The sequence below is a fragment of the Thiocapsa sp. C2-2m genome, from assembly GCF_041903745.1.
Taxonomy (GTDB): Bacteria; Pseudomonadota; Gammaproteobacteria; order Chromatiales; family Chromatiaceae; genus Thiocapsa; species Thiocapsa roseilacustris.
Map to the genome: position 1 here is coordinate 1 of NZ_JBBWVD010000010.1, position 14,810 is coordinate 14,810.

General features: G+C 65.0%; 14 protein-coding genes. 6 read left to right on the forward strand and 8 right to left on the reverse strand.

Annotated features, from left to right (window positions below; translation table 11 throughout):
• Nucleotides 1-381 precede the first annotated feature (381 nt).
• Nucleotides 382-843 (forward strand): hypothetical protein, encoded by a 462-nt coding sequence (locus AADX97_RS09135; RefSeq protein WP_374232682.1) that lies wholly within the window; start codon nucleotides 382-384, stop codon nucleotides 841-843.
• 71 nt (nucleotides 844-914) lie between these two features.
• Here AADX97_RS09135 and AADX97_RS09140 read toward each other — a convergent pair whose 3' ends face one another.
• The gene (locus AADX97_RS09140) at nucleotides 915-1,844 is read right to left on the reverse strand and encodes an alpha/beta fold hydrolase (RefSeq protein WP_374232681.1); all 930 of its coding nucleotides are present in this window, start codon (nucleotides 1,842-1,844) and stop codon (nucleotides 915-917) included.
• 163 nt (nucleotides 1,845-2,007) lie between these two features.
• Here AADX97_RS09140 and AADX97_RS09145 point away from each other — a divergent pair, with 163 nt between their 5' ends.
• From AADX97_RS09145 to ilvD, 3 genes are all read left to right on the forward strand, one after another.
• The gene (locus tag AADX97_RS09145; protein WP_374232680.1) at nucleotides 2,008-2,445 is read left to right on the forward strand and encodes a cupin domain-containing protein; all 438 of its coding nucleotides are present in this window, start codon (nucleotides 2,008-2,010) and stop codon (nucleotides 2,443-2,445) included.
• 14 nt (nucleotides 2,446-2,459) lie between these two features.
• Nucleotides 2,460-2,747, forward strand: a complete 288-nt coding sequence (gene cowN / locus AADX97_RS09150) for a N(2)-fixation sustaining protein CowN (protein WP_374232679.1) — start codon at nucleotides 2,460-2,462, stop codon at nucleotides 2,745-2,747.
• 232 nt (nucleotides 2,748-2,979) lie between these two features.
• Nucleotides 2,980-4,893 (forward strand): dihydroxy-acid dehydratase, encoded by a 1,914-nt coding sequence (ilvD, locus tag AADX97_RS09155; protein WP_374232678.1) that lies wholly within the window; start codon nucleotides 2,980-2,982, stop codon nucleotides 4,891-4,893.
• Between the two features lie 190 nt (nucleotides 4,894-5,083).
• Here the strand turns inward: ilvD and AADX97_RS09160 are convergent, their stop codons facing one another.
• Nucleotides 5,084-5,329, reverse strand: a complete 246-nt coding sequence (locus AADX97_RS09160; RefSeq protein ID WP_374232677.1) for a DUF1640 domain-containing protein — start codon at nucleotides 5,327-5,329, stop codon at nucleotides 5,084-5,086.
• A 156-nt stretch (nucleotides 5,330-5,485) separates the two neighbouring features.
• Here AADX97_RS09160 and AADX97_RS09165 point away from each other — a divergent pair, with 156 nt between their 5' ends.
• Nucleotides 5,486-6,106, forward strand: a complete 621-nt coding sequence (locus tag AADX97_RS09165) for a trimeric intracellular cation channel family protein (RefSeq protein WP_374232676.1) — start codon at nucleotides 5,486-5,488, stop codon at nucleotides 6,104-6,106.
• A 47-nt stretch (nucleotides 6,107-6,153) separates the two neighbouring features.
• On the opposite strand, the gene zapE is transcribed toward AADX97_RS09165, so the two are convergent.
• The 5 genes from zapE to AADX97_RS09190 all read right to left on the reverse strand — a co-directional run bounded on the left by zapE (nucleotide 6,154) and on the right by AADX97_RS09190 (nucleotide 10,858).
• Entirely contained in the window at nucleotides 6,154-7,242 is a 1,089-nt protein-coding gene (gene zapE / locus AADX97_RS09170) for a cell division protein ZapE (protein WP_374232675.1), read from the reverse strand.
• A 3-nt stretch (nucleotides 7,243-7,245) separates the two neighbouring features.
• Nucleotides 7,246-8,433, reverse strand: coding sequence for an aminotransferase class I/II-fold pyridoxal phosphate-dependent enzyme (locus AADX97_RS09175; RefSeq protein ID WP_374232673.1), 1,188 nt, complete (start codon nucleotides 8,431-8,433; stop codon nucleotides 7,246-7,248).
• Nucleotides 8,434-8,443: 10 nt separating this feature from the next.
• Complete coding sequence (locus AADX97_RS09180; protein WP_374232672.1) at nucleotides 8,444-9,223, reverse strand: HAD family hydrolase; 780 nt, start codon at nucleotides 9,221-9,223, stop codon at nucleotides 8,444-8,446.
• A gap of 75 nt (nucleotides 9,224-9,298) precedes the next feature.
• Nucleotides 9,299-9,763 carry a cytochrome c gene (locus AADX97_RS09185; RefSeq protein ID WP_213462343.1) on the reverse strand — a complete coding sequence of 155 codons (465 nt, stop codon included), beginning with the start codon at nucleotides 9,761-9,763 and terminating at the stop codon, nucleotides 9,299-9,301.
• Nucleotides 9,764-10,207: 444 nt separating this feature from the next.
• The gene (locus tag AADX97_RS09190) at nucleotides 10,208-10,858 is read right to left on the reverse strand and encodes a hypothetical protein (protein ID WP_374232671.1); all 651 of its coding nucleotides are present in this window, start codon (nucleotides 10,856-10,858) and stop codon (nucleotides 10,208-10,210) included.
• Nucleotides 10,859-11,068: 210 nt separating this feature from the next.
• Here AADX97_RS09190 and AADX97_RS09195 point away from each other — a divergent pair, with 210 nt between their 5' ends.
• A complete protein-coding gene (locus AADX97_RS09195) occupies nucleotides 11,069-13,396 on the forward strand; it encodes a 2OG-Fe(II) oxygenase (protein WP_374232670.1) in 2,328 nt (775 codons plus the stop codon).
• A 279-nt stretch (nucleotides 13,397-13,675) separates the two neighbouring features.
• Here AADX97_RS09195 and AADX97_RS09200 read toward each other — a convergent pair whose 3' ends face one another.
• Nucleotides 13,676-14,527 (reverse strand): 2OG-Fe(II) oxygenase family protein, encoded by an 852-nt coding sequence (locus AADX97_RS09200; protein WP_374232690.1) that lies wholly within the window; start codon nucleotides 14,525-14,527, stop codon nucleotides 13,676-13,678.
• Nucleotides 14,528-14,810: the final 283 nt, after the last annotated feature.

A 14,810-nucleotide genomic window follows, 5' to 3' on the forward strand; every position in this document is an offset into this window, starting at 1 on the left:
GAACTTAGTCTCGGACTGGGAGCGAGGGGTCAAGCGTCCCGGCGGGCCAGCGCTTCGGCTTCTCACCGTCATCGAGAAGAAGGGGATTCAGGCAATCGCGTGAACGCTCGGTTCCGAGTCGACAGGAAGCTCGCAGCGGTGATTCCTCGCTGTTCAGTTCGAAGAAACGAACGACAACCAGGGGCCGGATTATCGCGGTTAGGACCACAGCAGGAGGTTCTGGTGTCAGGATCGGCCGCGGACGACCGACGTCCGGTGGATAGGTCATTGCGGCCGCTCATCGGTGCCGGCTGAGCGTCCGGAGTTGGCCGACAACGACCCTTCAGGGCCGCAAGACTAAACGGCCGCGACTGACCGCTCCTGTGGCAGACCTGCCGCCGGTTGGGGTCACGCCAGTGTCAGCAAGGGGTCGAGAACGGACCCTTCTGCCGCCTCTCGGCCGGTGCCGCCGTACGGAACGATCGGTGCTGTCCAAGCTCGCCGCCTCCGTCGCCGAGCCATCCCCCCGCGCTCGCCGAGCACCTGCTCAAGACCACCAAGGCGCGCTTCGGCCAGCCCAAAAGTGCGAGCGGCACCACCAAACTCAGGGTCTTGAAGAGCGGCTGTCGGATCGAGGAGCTCCAACTGAAGGCATGCGCCCGCTTGGAGCCGGCACCCACCTTCTACACGATCATCGCCTCGCGCGTGCTCTCCCTCACCATGCTCGGGCGCGACTGCCCTGTCTCTTGTTCGCGACTTGCGCCGCTCCGCAACCGGACCAACACGCGATACGGGTGGGTGGCTAGCCCTTTCCCGACCGGGACTTTCACCCGGCAAGAGACGCCGAGCTTTGCTCGGCGCTAACTTAAGTCGCCCAGGTACCGGCTTGGTTGGCCGGAGAGGACGGGCAGACGTCATCGCCGTGCAAATCTGCCCTATCCGCCCGAGCTCGCCCAGAAGTTGTCGAGAGCCGCAGCGGTCTCGGGCAAGCGCTCCCATTGCGGCAGGCCCATGTTCGGCGCCAACCGCAGGCGGGACCAATTCGGATGACGTGCGACGAAGTCGTCGAGCCGCTCGAAGTCGATGTAGGGGTCGCGGTCGGCGATAGCGAGCACGGGCAGATCGGTGAGCTTGGCGTAGAGCCGGTCGCTCGCTCCGGGCGTGAAGAGCTGCATCGAGAGAAAGACCAGAGGGGCGTGTCGGGCTCCCGGCTGATGTGATGTGGCGTAGGCGTAGTCGAGGATCTCCTGCGTCGGCTCGCCGACGAAGGATTGTCCGAGGTAGTGGCGGATGCTGCGCTTGGATGCGACGAGATCGAAGAGGGCTTGACTCAGTCCGGGGGTCTTCAGGATCGGGTGGACGATGCGACCGAAACCCGGCCCGGGCGGGACGCGTTGGCTGAATCCGGTCGGTGCAATGAGCGCCAGGGAGGCGACGGAGCCGGGCTTGGAGCCGATCGCGCGCGCCGCGAATTCGGCACTCAGCGACAAGGCGACGACATCGGCGGGCTGCCCGACGACCTGCTCCAGAAACTGCGCGAGCACGTCGGCAAAGAGCTGCGGGGTGTAGCCCGCCGGGCGACGCTCGGAGTGACCGAATCCCGGAAGATCGAGACTGTAGACGGGACGCTTCGAGCAATAGTGCTCGAACAGCGGTTTGACCTCGAAGCTGCTCGGCGCGGCGTTGACGCTGTGAACCAGCACCAGCGGCCGCCCGCTGGCCGAGGTGTCGGCGTAATAAGCGATCTGCCAGCCGTTTGTGCTCGTGAACTGCGACCGCGTTGCGTCGACCGCCTCGCCGAGAGGGATCCCCCGCCCCTTTCGATCGCCCTTATGCTCGGCTGCTGCCAGGGTCTCTCCGGTCATGGTTTCATCTCCCGCCTGGGAATTGTCGATGGTGGACGACCGTCGTCGGTTGCGCAGCTCTGTAGGAGCCCGCCCAGGCCGTTCCGAGCTCGTTAAAGTATCGCGCGATTATACGCCGAGGCGTCGGGTATGATCTCCGCAACCCGAAACCCAAGGAGTCTCCATGTCACGCCCTCGCACACTCGGCCTAATGTTTGCCGGGCTCTATGCCGCGGTTGCCAGTCACAGCGCGCTCGCCTACCAGATCAGCGGGGTCCAGGTCGAGCCCCTCGCCAAGTCGCACACCAGTTGGAACGGCACCCCGCTGCCCGCCTATCGCACCGGGCAACCCGAGGTAACCATCCTGAAGTACCGCATCGAGCCCGGCGCGGAGCTGCCGCCGCACCTGCATCCCGTCATCAACGCAGGCGTCGTGCTGAAGGGCGAGCTGACCGTCGTGAGCGATACCGGCGAGAGGCTCCACCTCAAGGCGGGAGACGCCATCATCGAGCTGGTCGATCAGGTGCACCAAGGCCGCAACGAAGGGAACGAGCCGGTGGAGTTGATCGTCTTCTATGCAGGGAATGTCGGCCAGCCGACCAGGGTTTTGAAGGAAGACTGAGCCGGATAACCACGATGAATCAATCCCTCGAGAACGACCGCTATCTGTCTTTCATCGGGCTGAACTGCGACCAGCGTGCGGTGCGCTTCATCGGCGACCTGCGTGAGCTGATGCGCGAGCCCGATCGGACCGACCCCTTCTGGACCTACCTCGCGGCCAAGCTCGACGGCGAGAGGGGGCCGGCGCATGACGAGCTCTATCACATCCACTGTCATCTCAACGACATCCGCGACCTGCTCGATCGCCTCGGCGCGCCTGAGCTGATCGCCGAGCTCGACGTCCTCGAGACGGAGTGTTGTTGAACCGCGTCTTGTGCCCCGGGAGCGCCTCGCGGTAGGTCTCAAGCTCGCAATCTCCCTCGACCTCGGCGGAGACGCGGTTCAAGAAAATGATTTCAAGTTTCTGAAACGCGCCCCCTACCGAGGTTGTTTGTCGCACGCCGCCAAACCCAAACTCCGAGCCCGCCATGCCCTACCGGGCGCGTTTCAGCCGGGTATACTTGGCGAGATCCGATCCCCCGCCAGGTAGCCTCACATGCCCCAGTACCGCTCCCGCACCACCACCCATGGCCGCAACATGGCCGGCGCCCGCGCGCTCTGGCGCGCCACCGGCATGACGGACGGGGATTTCGACAAGCCGATCATCGCTGTCGTGAACTCCTTCACCCAGTTCGTCCCGGGGCACGTCCATCTTAAAGATCTGGGCCAGCTGGTCGCACGCGAGATCGAGGCCGCGGGTGGCGTGGCAAAGGAGTTCAATACCATCGCGGTCGACGACGGCATCGCGATGGGTCACGGCGGCATGCTCTATTCTCTGCCCTCGCGCGAGGTGATCGCGGACTCGGTCGAGTACATGGCCAATGCCCACTGCGCGGACGCCCTGGTCTGCATCTCCAACTGCGACAAGATCACGCCCGGCATGCTCATGGCCGCGTTGCGCCTGAACATCCCGGCGGTCTTCGTCTCGGGCGGTCCGATGGAGGCCGGCAAGGTGGTGCGCAACGGCGAAGAGCTGCATCTGGACCTGGTCGACGCCATGGTCGCCGCGGGTGACGAGAAGCAGAGCGACGCATCGGTCGCCGAGCTCGAGCGCTCCGCCTGTCCGACCTGCGGCTCCTGCTCCGGCATGTTCACCGCCAACTCCATGAACTGCTTGACCGAGGCGCTCGGGCTGAGCCTCCCCGGCAACGGCTCGCTGCTCGCTACCCACGCCGCGCGCAAGGATCTCTTCCTGGAGGCCGGCCGGCTGATCGTCTCGCTCGCGCGGCGCTGGTACGAGCAAGACGACGCCAGCGCGCTGCCTCGCTCGATCGCGACCTTCGAGGCGTTCGAGAACGCCATGAGTCTGGATATCGCCATGGGCGGCTCCACCAACACCGTGCTGCATCTGCTGGCGGCGGCCTACGAGGGCGGCGTGCCCTTCAGCATGACGGACATCGATCGGCTGAGCCGCCGGGTGCCCAATCTCTGTAAGGTCGCGCCTTCGACCCAGAAATATCACATGGAGGATGTGCATCGCGCCGGCGGCGTGATCGGCATCCTGGCCGAGTTGGACCGCGCCGGGCTCATCCATCGCGATCTCCCGACTGTGCACAGCGCTTCAATCGGCGACGCGCTCGCACGCTGGGACGCGCGCTATACGCAGGATGAAGAGGCGCGTCGCCGCTACCTGGCCGCGCCGGGCGGCATCCCGACCCAGGTTGCCTTCAGCCAATCGCAGCTTTGGCCGGCTCTGGACCTGGATCGCGCCGGCGGCTGTATCCGTGACCTCGAGCATGCCTATAGCCGTGACGGCGGCCTTGCGGTGCTCTTCGGCAATCTGGCCGAGGAGGGCTGCATCGTGAAGACTGCGGGGGTCGATCCCGGGATGTTCGAACCGGCCTCCATCGATAAGGACGAGCTGCGCTATACCACCAGCGTGCCGACCTCGGTTCTCCGTGCCTTCGTCGGGCCGGCGCGCGTCTTCGAAAGTCAGGAAGATGCCGTCACCGCCATCCTCACCGATCAGGTCAAGCCGGGCGACGTCGTGGTCATCCGTTACGAAGGCCCCAAAGGCGGACCCGGCATGCAGGAGATGCTCTACCCGACCAGCTATCTCAAATCGAAGGGGCTCGGGAAACACTGTGCGCTCATCACTGACGGGCGCTTCTCGGGCGGCACCTCGGGGCTCTCGATCGGCCATGTCTCGCCCGAAGCGGCCGAAGGCGGCTTGATCGCACTCGTGGAGGAAGGCGACCGAATCGAGATCGACATCGCGAGCCGGCGGATTCATCTCGCCGTTGACGATCAGGTCCTCGCCGCCCGCCGGACCGCCATGGAATCGCGCGGGGCGGCGGCCTGGAAGCCACTCGACCGCCAGCGTCAGGTCTCGACCGCACTCAAGGCGTACGCCTTATTGACGACCAGCGCCGCCCACGGCGCCGTTAGGGATTTATCGCGGTTCGGATAACCTAAACCGCGCCCAGTGCAGTATGCGATCTTTTCGGATGAGATCGGCCCCGGCAGATTTGACGACCGTTCGAGCCGGCGCGGTTTAAAATATAAGGAAAATATCCTTTTAAACCGAGTTCCGGCTAAGGGTTGTGGATGCGCCAAAGGTCGAGCTCACTCGAAAATGAGCGTCTCACTCTGGACGCGGTTTAGAAGAAGGACTTGAGCAAAAGGGCCATCACGCCTCCGAGCAGGATCCCCATCATCCACTTGATGAGGCTGATGTCCGACCGGACGGGCGCAAGTTCGATTTGCAGGTCTTTCTTTGTGATTAGCTCTGCTTCTCCGGACGCATCCCGGAACGCTTCGGAGATCACCTTCGCCTGATCTTCCGGAATCCCCCCTGATTTGAGCTTCTCGACAAACTTTAAGGTATCGAAGGTGATGGTCGCCATTCCCTCAACTCCCGACCGACGCAGATGATGTACTGTGACCATAGCATAATGGATCCAGGAGCCATCGGACATCAAGGAAGGATCCCGATGCGATTGTGTCAGCTCGCGTTTGAACCCTGGCTTGCGGTGCGGGTCGCCGGGCGGAATTAAAGGCTCATGCTGACCATCATCGAAATCGGCGCCATCATCGCCTTTGCCGTTTCCGGTCTGATCGAGGCCGCGCGTCGGCGGATGGATATCGTCGGGGTCTTCACCGTCGCATTCGTCACGGCGTTCGGCGGCGGAACGCTGCGTGACGTGCTGCTCGACCGCCGCCCGCTCTTCTGGGTGCAGCATCAGGAGTATGTCTGGCTGGTCTTGGTGCTCACCCTCATCGGCTCGCCCTTGCTCGGTTTGATGCGGCATCGCTGGGCGGATCGAGTCATGAACGTCACGGATGCCCTCGGGCTCGGGCTGTTCGCCGTCTCGGGCGCCGCGCTGGCGATGGCGGCGGAGATGCCGCTCATCGTCGTGGTGATGATGGGTGTCGTAACCGGGGTCTTCGGCGGGGTGCTTCGCGATGTGCTCTGCAACGAGATCCCGGTCGTGTTCCAGGATCATCGTCCCTATGCGCTCTGCGCCTTCGTCGGTTGCTGGATCTTGATCGGCGTCGATGCCCTCGGCGCCGAACCTTGGCTGGCCTTGCTGGCCGGCGCCGGCGCCACGACCGGGCTGCGTCTCTTGGCGCTGAGTCTGGATTGGCGGATCCCGCCTTGGCCGCGCAACATGGGGGACTGAAACATGGCGGTTCGGCGGTAGACGAGACCGCAGGCATCCCCGCGTACTCACTCCGACGGCGCAGCGAGATAGATCTCGGACTGCATCTCCATTAGCCGGCTCAGCAGCCGTTCGTGGGCGAAATCGATCAGTCCGCCCGAATAGAGTCGATCGATGGGGGCGGCGGTCGAGAGGATGAGCTTGACGCGTTGGTCGTAAAACTCGTCCACCAGATGCAGAAAACGCCGCGCCGCCGCTTCGTGCTCCGGCCCCAAGATCGGCACGCCGGTCAGGAGCACGGTGTGAAACTCGCGGGCGATCTCGATGTAATCCGCCGCGGACCGGGCGCCGCCGCAGAGTGCGTCGAAATCGAACCAGATCACGTCCGCACTCTGGCGCCGCACCGGAAAGGTCCGGTCGTTGACCGAGAATGCCTCGGATCCGCCCGGATGTCCGCCGGTGAGACGATCGAAATAGTCTGCCAAAGCGCGCTCGGTTGCCTCTCGACCTTTCTCATCGACGACAAAAATAACGCCGCTCCGGGTCAAGGCGCGCAACCGGTAGTCGTTGCCCCCGTCGAGCTCGAAGACGCGGGTGTGACGCTTGATCAGGTCGATGGCGGGCAGAAAGTTTTGGCGCTGCAGACCGTTGCGATAGAGCTCGTCCGGTCGGGTGTTGGCGGTCGTGACCAAGATCAGACCGCGCGCGAAGAGCGCGTTCAGAAGGCCGTGGAGCAGCATGGCGTCCGTGATGTCGGTCACCAGGAGCTCGTCCAGACAGAGGACGCGGACCTCCTCGCATAATCCCTGAGCGATGACCTCCAACGGATCGGGTTGTTTCGGAAGACGCGACATCCGGTCGTGCACGTCGCGCATGAAATGATGAAAATGGATGCGGCGCTTGCCCGGCAGATCGAGATCCCGAACAAACCAATCCATCAGGTAGGTCTTGCCGCGACCGACACCACCCCAGAGATAGATGCCGGAGATCGGCGTGACCTGGCTGCTGTGACGACCGGTCAGACGACCGATCAGCCCGCGCCCGAGAATGCCTCGATCGGGGTAACGGGGCGGCGTGCGCAGAAGCGTTTCATGCAACGCGCGGAGCAACTCGCTAGCCTCGCGCTGGGCGGCATCGAGCGGTTTGAAATCGGCCATGGGTCAGACCCCCGCCAGCCAGTCGCAGATGCGCCGGACTCCGTTGTCGAGATCCGCGATCTCGCGCGTGTAGGCGAAACGGACATGGCGTCCCGCATCGTGACGGCCGAAGTCGTAACCAGGCGTGAGAGCGACACCGGCCTCTTCCAGCAGCCGGCTCGTGAAGGTCATGGAGTCGATCTCCAGGCCCTCGGGCAAGCGGGCGTAAAGGTAGAAGGCGCCGCTCGGCTGCACCGGGATCCCGAACCCGAGATCGCGCAGGGCGGGCAACAGACGGTCGCGTCGCCTCTGAAACGCCAGCCGGCGCGTCTCCAGGATCTCGATGGTCGCCGGATCGAAGGCCGCCAGAGCAGCGCGCTGTGCGGGTGTGTTCGCGGCGATGAAGAGGTTCTGGGCCATCCGCTCCATCACCTCGACCGCGTCCGGCGGACCGGCGAGCCAGCCGAGCCGCCAGCCCGTCATTCCGAAATATTTCGAGAAGCTGTTGATCACGTAGAGATCGCCCGAGCCAAGCGAAAGCGCGGTGCGATCCGGGACATCGTAGGTGAGACCCTGGTAGATCTCGTCGACGACCAGTGCCGCACCGCGGTCTCGGCAGAGGGCATAAAGATCGGTCAGCACCTCGGGCGCAATCGATGAGCCGGTCGGATTGGACGGGGAAGCGACGACCACCGCGCGAACATCCGGCGCCCAAGCGGTCTCGGCCAGCGCGGCCGTCATCTGATAGTCCGTGTCCGGGCCTACCGGAACGGCGATCGGCTCGGCCCTCATGAGCTGCAAGACCTGTCGGTAGCAGGGATAGGATGGGTCGCAGATGAGCACCCGGTCGCCCGGGTCGAGCAGGGCCAGGAAAACAAGCTGAAGGGCGCCCGAAGCCCCTGGCGTGACCAGGATCCGTTCGGAACCGACCGAGGCATCGTACTGATCGGCGTAATAGGCGGCGATCGCTCGGCGCAGCGCGGGAAGTCCGCCGGCCGAGGTGTAGCGGGTATGGCCATCGGCCAAGGCCTGTCGGCCGGCCTCCAGGATCGGGCCGGGTGTCGGGAAGTCCGGCTCGCCGACCTCCATGTGAACGATGGAGCGGCCGAGCGCCTCGAGCGCGCCGGCACGGGCGAGCAGGCGCATGACATGAAAGGGTTCGACCCGACGGGCCTGCTCGGACAAGCGGCTTACAGCCGAGATCGGCGTCATGCGGCTCGACTCAGCCCCGACCGAAGGCGGCGCGATGCAGCCGATCGAGCGTCTCGAGATCCACCATCCGGCTATCGCCCAAATCACCGATCAGGGGGCGTGCGGGACGATCGGGCTCACCGAGGTGATCCACCACCAGCGGGGCGTCGCTCAGGTCCTGTGAAGCCGTGTAGTCGTTCACTGTCACCAATAGGGCGCGCAAACCGGCGCCCAGGGCGGAGCGGACACCGTTGTCGGAGTCCTCGACCGCGACACAATCGGCGGCGTCGAGCCCGAGCTCGGAAAGCGCCAGCAGAAAGATGTCGGGCGCAGGCTTCTTTGCGGGCACGACATCGCCGGCAGCGATCACCTCGAACCAATCATGCAGCCCGGGCTCCCCGGCGTTGTCGAGCAGCACGCTGACGTTCTCGGGTGTGGTCGTGGTCGCGATCGCCAGACGGACACCCGCATCGCGCGCCTCGCGCAACAGGCGCAGCACACCCGGTCGCAGCGGGATGGCACCGCCTTCGAGTAGCGAGACATAGTGGCGGGTCTTCGCGCGATGCAGACCGGCAATCATGTCCGCCGCGTCGAGCGACGGATCGAGACTGATCCCCTCCTCCGCAATGTAGGTCGCAATCCGCTCTTTGCCGCCGGTGACCCGCAGCAGCTCGCCGTAGCGCTCCGCGTCCCAGACCCAATCCAAACCGGCCTCGGCAAAGGCGGCATTGAAGGCCGGGCGATGTCCATCTCGCTCGGTGTCGGCGAGGGTACCGTCGACATCGAAGATGAGTGCCTTGAAACCAAGCATCGTTAGCCCTCCACGGGCATCATGAAAAAGGCCGCCAACGCGGCGGCCTTGTCGCAAATCCACGAGGATCGCGGATCAATCCTTCATACGGTACTCATCGTGGCACGCCTTGCAGGTTTCCCCGAGTTTGCCGAAGGCGTTGGAGACCTCGACCTGCTCTCCGGAGGCGGCAACCTTGGAAAGATTGTCGGCCGCCGCGATGAAGTTCTTGGCGATGGTGCCGACGTTCTCCATGTTGTCGAAGAACTCCGGCTTGACCCGAGTCTTGACGTTGCCGATATCCTTATCGGTTCCTGGGCCGAAGAGGGCGCCCATCCCGGAATTCGCGATAGCGGCGATCGCGTTCGCGGCCGCGGCGACCTGCGCTGCGTCATAGTCGCCTTCCAGGTTCGACTTGATCTTGCCCATGTTCCAGCTCATGAAGCTGTAACCGGCCTGACGGTACTGGATCTGCTCCTCGGGCTTGAGGTCGGCGAGTGCCGCGCTGGCGACGCCCAAGGCGGCGATTCCGAGGACGGTGCTGGCTAGGATTCGGTTCATTCGGCTGTCTCCATATCGGTTTGGTTTCCCCGCCCGGCGCGTGGTGGGGGATATCGGTGGGAATTTCCAGTGGCCCGGCCGCAGAGCGATGCCGCCGTCCGAGCACAAAAGCCTGTTCGATGATAACCCATGCTCGCCGGCTTGCCACCCCGGACTCAGGGGCTCAGGGGCTCAGGGGCAGGAATAATCCGGTTAACGGGGGCAACCCGGTTGGTTCGGCGACACGCTTCCGATCGGTCGCACTGCACCCGTAGTCTCCAGGTAGATCAAGGCGTCATAGCGTTCCGCCATCCGGAATTGAATGGGACACCGGCGCGGATACCGGCGCGGATAGTGGCGCGGCCGCGCACGGCGGCGCCCAGAGCGGCAGGAGTAAGCAGAACACGACGATCATTGCACGCAGCGCCCGAGCTCGCGCGATGGCTCGGCAAACGATCTCAAGCCTCATCGAATCATCCCCCATGTGTCGAGCTGCTTCGCCGGGATCTGTCCCGCCCGCACGTCAGTCCAAGCGACGCCATCCGCGTCGACAACCCGCCAATTCCCGAGCGTCGGATTGCCTTGAACCCTGCAGTCGAGCTCCGTCAGCCAGCTCGCCACCATGTGATTGGAGTTGTGATCGATGCGGTAGGGCACCGGGTGGGGCACGAAGACCAAACCGAAGGCAGGACTCTCAAGACGCCCGTCTTGCCGGCCGGACGCGAACAGCGCCTCCTGACGTGCCTGAAGCCGGTCGATGCGCGCAGCATCGGCGTGGATGACGAACACCCGATCGGTCACGACGGGCACGGCGGCGCGGATGGCGTCCGGATCATACAGGGTGTGCAGGGACTGTCGCCCGAGTGCCGCCGGGGTCCGAAGCAAGAGCACCGGAAAGGCGCGAAGCGGGCGCTGGTCGCCCTCGGCGTACCAACCCCAGTCTCCGTAAGCCCAGCGCACCAAGCCTTGGTCCGGCGTGCCGAGGACCAGACTGGTGTGGCGGCCGTGATCCAGAACATACACCGGCCGCGATTGATCGGTTCTCGGCGGCGGGAACACCGTCGCGACACAACCGCACAAGAGGAGTGTGCACACGAGCACGCCGGAACGCATCATTGATATCGATCCTCCAAACCGATCTGACGCAGCTCGATCGACCGGCACAGCGCTGAAATCGTGCCCATCCGGATTCTACACGCTGGTGATCGCGCGCAGCGGCTTGGCCGCCGCGCGCGCGTGATGCAACCCGATTCGATCGGTGGCAAGATCCTCATCCGCGTTCGACCGTCTCGGACCGCAATTCGATCTCTTCAAAAACAGGGTTCCATGAGCGCACAACTCACCCGATCACTGGCGACACTTCTCGGCGAGGTCGAACGACCCGGCGACTTCCACGCGACCGGCACCCTCGACATGCACCCGCCGCGGATCCAGGTCGAAGGCGTCGGCACCCTGTCGCTCCCGCTCCTGGCCACGCAGGCGGAGGCCCTCGTCGCCCAAGCCGAGCAGGCCCCTTACGGGCGCGGCACCGAAACCCTGGTCGACACCGGCGTGCGCCGGACCTGGCAGATCGACGGCGCGCGGGTGCAGATCTCGGGCAAGGCGTGGGCGCAGGATCTGGAGACCATGGTCGCCGACGCAAAGACCGGGCTCGGCGTGAACGGAGCGGTCTCGGCCGAGCTCTACAAGCTGCTGGTCTACGACACCGGCAGCTTCTTCATCAGCCACCGCGACAGCGAGAAGGCACCCGGCATGTTCGCCACGCTGGTGGTCGTCCTGCCTTCGGAGCACCGCGGCGGCGAGCTGATGATTCGTCATCGGGGTAGCGAGGTTCGCCTGGATCTGCGGCGGGACGAGCCCTCCGAGGTCGCCTTCGCGGCCTTCTATGCGGATTGTCTCCATGAGGTCCTGCCCGTCGTCTCGGGGTATCGACTGGCGCTCATCTACAACCTCATCCGCACCGGGGAGGATCAGCCGCTCGGACCGCCGGACTACGATCGCGAGCACCAATGGGCGGTCAAGCTGCTGCAGGCCTGGGACACTCCCGCGGCGGACGAGTCGGACGAGCCGATCCTCACGAAACTCATCTATCCGCTGGAGCACGCCTACACCCCGGCCGAGATCGGGTTCGACCGGCTCAAGGGCGCCGATGCGGCCGCCGCGGGTCTGCTGGTCGGCGCCGCGCGGGAGGCCGATTGCGACATCTATCTCGCACTGGTCTCGATCGAAGAATCCGGCTGGGCGGAACACACCGGCGGCGGTTACTGGGGCCGTCACGACGAGGAGGATTTCGAGGTCGGCGAGGTCGAGGAGAGCCGCCGGATCGTCGCTACCTGGCGCCATCCGGACGGCAGCCATCCGGACCTGGGTCCGCTGCCCTTCGAGCTGGAAGAGCTCTCCCCGCCCGGCGCCCTCGACGATCTGGAGCCGGACGAGCTTGAGTTTCAGGAGGCCACCGGCAACGCAGGGGCCAGCTTCGATCGACTCTACCAGAGCGCCGCCCTCGTCGTCTGGCCGCGCACGCATCGCGCAGCGGTCCTCAGCCAAGGCGGACTGGAGGTCAGCGTTCCCTTCCTCGGCGAGCTGGTCCGGCATTGGCAAGAGGCCGGTGCCGATCCGCAGGCGTCGCTTCGGGAGGAGGCGCATCTCCTCGCCGAACGGATTCGCATCGACTGGCCCGAGGCGGAATGGGCCCGACACAAGGCCAGCGCGGACGGCGTCGCGGCGGCCTACTTGAAGCACCTCACGGCCGTGGGCGACCTCGCCGAGATCGACGCCTTTGCGGCTGGACCGATCGCGGCCGGGGCCTTCGGGCAAACCGACAATCCCGCACTCATCGAGGCGCTGGCCGCCCTCGCGCCCGAGCGTGCGCACCGGCTGATCCACGACATCATCGCCGGGAACACAGAAACCCACCCGGTCGCCTGCGCCGATCTGCTTGCGCGCGCTGCGAACCGGGTCATCGAAACCGGGACCGGGACGGCCGGAACCTTGCGCCCGGCCGCCCGAGCACTCGTGGGCGCCCTCCCCGGTCCACGTGCGCAATCCTCTGTCGATTCCTACCGGTATCTCAGCGAATCGACCGGCACGGAGCCAACCGGTGCCATGGTGGCGAATCTCCTGAGCGGGCTCGAACACATCGACCCCGATCTGGCGCGACGGGCCTTCGAGCATCTCTTGAAGCATCCCGACCGCTACGACATCGACCGCATCCTCTTGCCCGCAGCCCTGACCTTGCACGCCGGCGAGACGACCCGCTCGCTCCCCTCCGCGCAAGCCTTGCGTGGGCTGGCGCTCGCACACCTGCGGCGGCGCATCGCCGAGCCCTTGGAGCCCCCAGCCGACTGGCGACGACCCAACCAGGTGACCTGTACCTGCGCCAACTGCCAAGAGCTCAGCCGCTTCCTGGCAGATCCGACCCGACCGGAATGGGCCTTCCGAGCCGCTCAACGCCATCGCGACCATGTCGCGGCTTCGGTGCAAACCAATCGCTGCGACCTGGACCTGGTCACCGAGCGACGCGGCAGTCCGCACACCCTCCGCTGCACGAAAAACCAAGCCAGCTATCTGCGCCGGGTGGTGCAGAGAGAGGGTGACTTGGCGCATTTGGCGCAACTCGGCGAGTCACCGAGACCTGAAGGCGCGTTCGGCTAGATCGCTCCCCGCGACGGGACATTGTCCGCCATCAAATCGATACTTTCTTGGCTCACCAGAGGCGCACCGAGTCGCGAGTGACGAGGACCGGTAAGCCGCAATGGTTAGCGATGAGAAGGGGCAATGCCCTCGAGCGAAGGCTCTTACGGGAGGATAAGCGTCGAGGCGAAAACGATGTCACGATACATGGCGTGAAGAAGGGGATACCTCAGGGTCGCGGTAGGGACCCAACCGCGACCCCGGCTCCCCAGTATCCGGGCAGGGGACGCCCGCTCGCGCCTATCGAGCGCTGGCCTCATCGCCCCACATAAAGGTGAGCAACACGTACCGCTTCCCCGCCAACACGTCCCTGGCTGCATGAAGATGCGTACCGGAGAACACTAGGGCGCCCCCCGCCGGCGGTCGGTAAAGACAGGCGTCGAACTCGGGAAAGATCAGTTCGCCGCCCTCGTAATCCGCATTCAGGTTCAGCGATAACGCGAAGCGACGATGCCGCGCGTCCGGCGTGACGTTGTCGCGGTGCAGCCGAAAATACCCGCCGGTGGCCGCATCGTAGGCTACGACCTTATACCCTTCCATATGCGTGACCGGATAGTGAAACGCCCGCGCGATCGCCGGCATGAGGCGCTCGCTTAGGGCCGCCGTGATTGCGTTCACCAGGGCCGCATCGGTCAGTCGGTGATCCCGCCGTTTCTTGGCTTGAGCGTCGGGCTCCAATACGACCGCGCCATCGGCTTGGCGGAGCATCCCACTCTCGAAGTTATCCGCGTCGTGGGCAGCAATGAGCCGCGCGCACAGCGATTGCGGCAAAACGTCCGGCACCATCAGCACTGGCGCGCTTTCCTCGCGCACCCTGAAGACCTGGGGAAGCAAGGTGTCCAGCGCGCGGTCAATGGCCATGATCGTCGGACTGGCGAGCCGGGCCGCAATCGCCAAGGTTGGACGCAGGACCAGCGCCACCGAGTCTCTTAGCGCCGGCCCGCCGAGAAACGCCCGGGTGAGGCGACCGTCATCCTGAAGGATCGGGAAGCCGAGATCGCCGCCGGGGTCGGACGTTCCCGGGACCACTCCGAGCAGCTGAGCTCGTGCGGCCAACGCGCTGAATGGTGGCAGCAGACGGGCCTCGGGCACGAACAATACAACGGTGCTCCGCCCACAATAACGCTCGTAAAACATCTCAGGCGTCGCGTTCGGACCCGATACGACGAAATCAGGCGCGATCCGCCCCGGCCAAAAGTCTGGATCTGGCGATTGCGCTGGCTGTGGCGCGGAGGAGGGTGAGATCATGCCGAAGAACGAGGGCGAGTAGGTTGCACGACGGATCTCGAAGAAGTTGGGTCAATCTTGATTCTAACTCGAGTCATTTCTCGGCTCATCAGGCTGCCAAGACGACGCGCTGCATCAGACCGCCTCA

Bases quoted from the DNA above. Each gene is read 5' to 3' on its own strand.
- AADX97_RS09195 (WP_374232670.1), top strand. From the start codon at position 11,069: ATGAGCGCACAACTCACCCGATCACTGGCGACACTTCTCGGCGAGGTC.
- AADX97_RS09175 (WP_374232673.1), bottom strand. From the start codon at position 8,433: ATGACGCCGATCTCGGCTGTAAGCCGCTTGTCCGAGCAGGCCCGTCGG.
- AADX97_RS09165 (WP_374232676.1), top strand. From the start codon at position 5,486: ATGCTGACCATCATCGAAATCGGCGCCATCATCGCCTTTGCCGTTTCC.
- AADX97_RS09185 (WP_213462343.1), bottom strand. From the start codon at position 9,763: ATGAACCGAATCCTAGCCAGCACCGTCCTCGGAATCGCCGCCTTGGGC.
- cowN (WP_374232679.1), top strand. From the start codon at position 2,460: ATGAATCAATCCCTCGAGAACGACCGCTATCTGTCTTTCATCGGGCTG.
- AADX97_RS09160 (WP_374232677.1), bottom strand. From the start codon at position 5,329: ATGGCGACCATCACCTTCGATACCTTAAAGTTTGTCGAGAAGCTCAAA.
- AADX97_RS09180 (WP_374232672.1), bottom strand. From the start codon at position 9,223: ATGCTTGGTTTCAAGGCACTCATCTTCGATGTCGACGGTACCCTCGCC.
- ilvD (WP_374232678.1), top strand. From the start codon at position 2,980: ATGCCCCAGTACCGCTCCCGCACCACCACCCATGGCCGCAACATGGCC.
- AADX97_RS09145 (WP_374232680.1), top strand. From the start codon at position 2,008: ATGTCACGCCCTCGCACACTCGGCCTAATGTTTGCCGGGCTCTATGCC.
- AADX97_RS09140 (WP_374232681.1), bottom strand. From the start codon at position 1,844: ATGACCGGAGAGACCCTGGCAGCAGCCGAGCATAAGGGCGATCGAAAG.
- zapE (WP_374232675.1), bottom strand. From the start codon at position 7,242: ATGGCCGATTTCAAACCGCTCGATGCCGCCCAGCGCGAGGCTAGCGAG.
- AADX97_RS09190 (WP_374232671.1), bottom strand. From the start codon at position 10,858: ATGATGCGTTCCGGCGTGCTCGTGTGCACACTCCTCTTGTGCGGTTGT.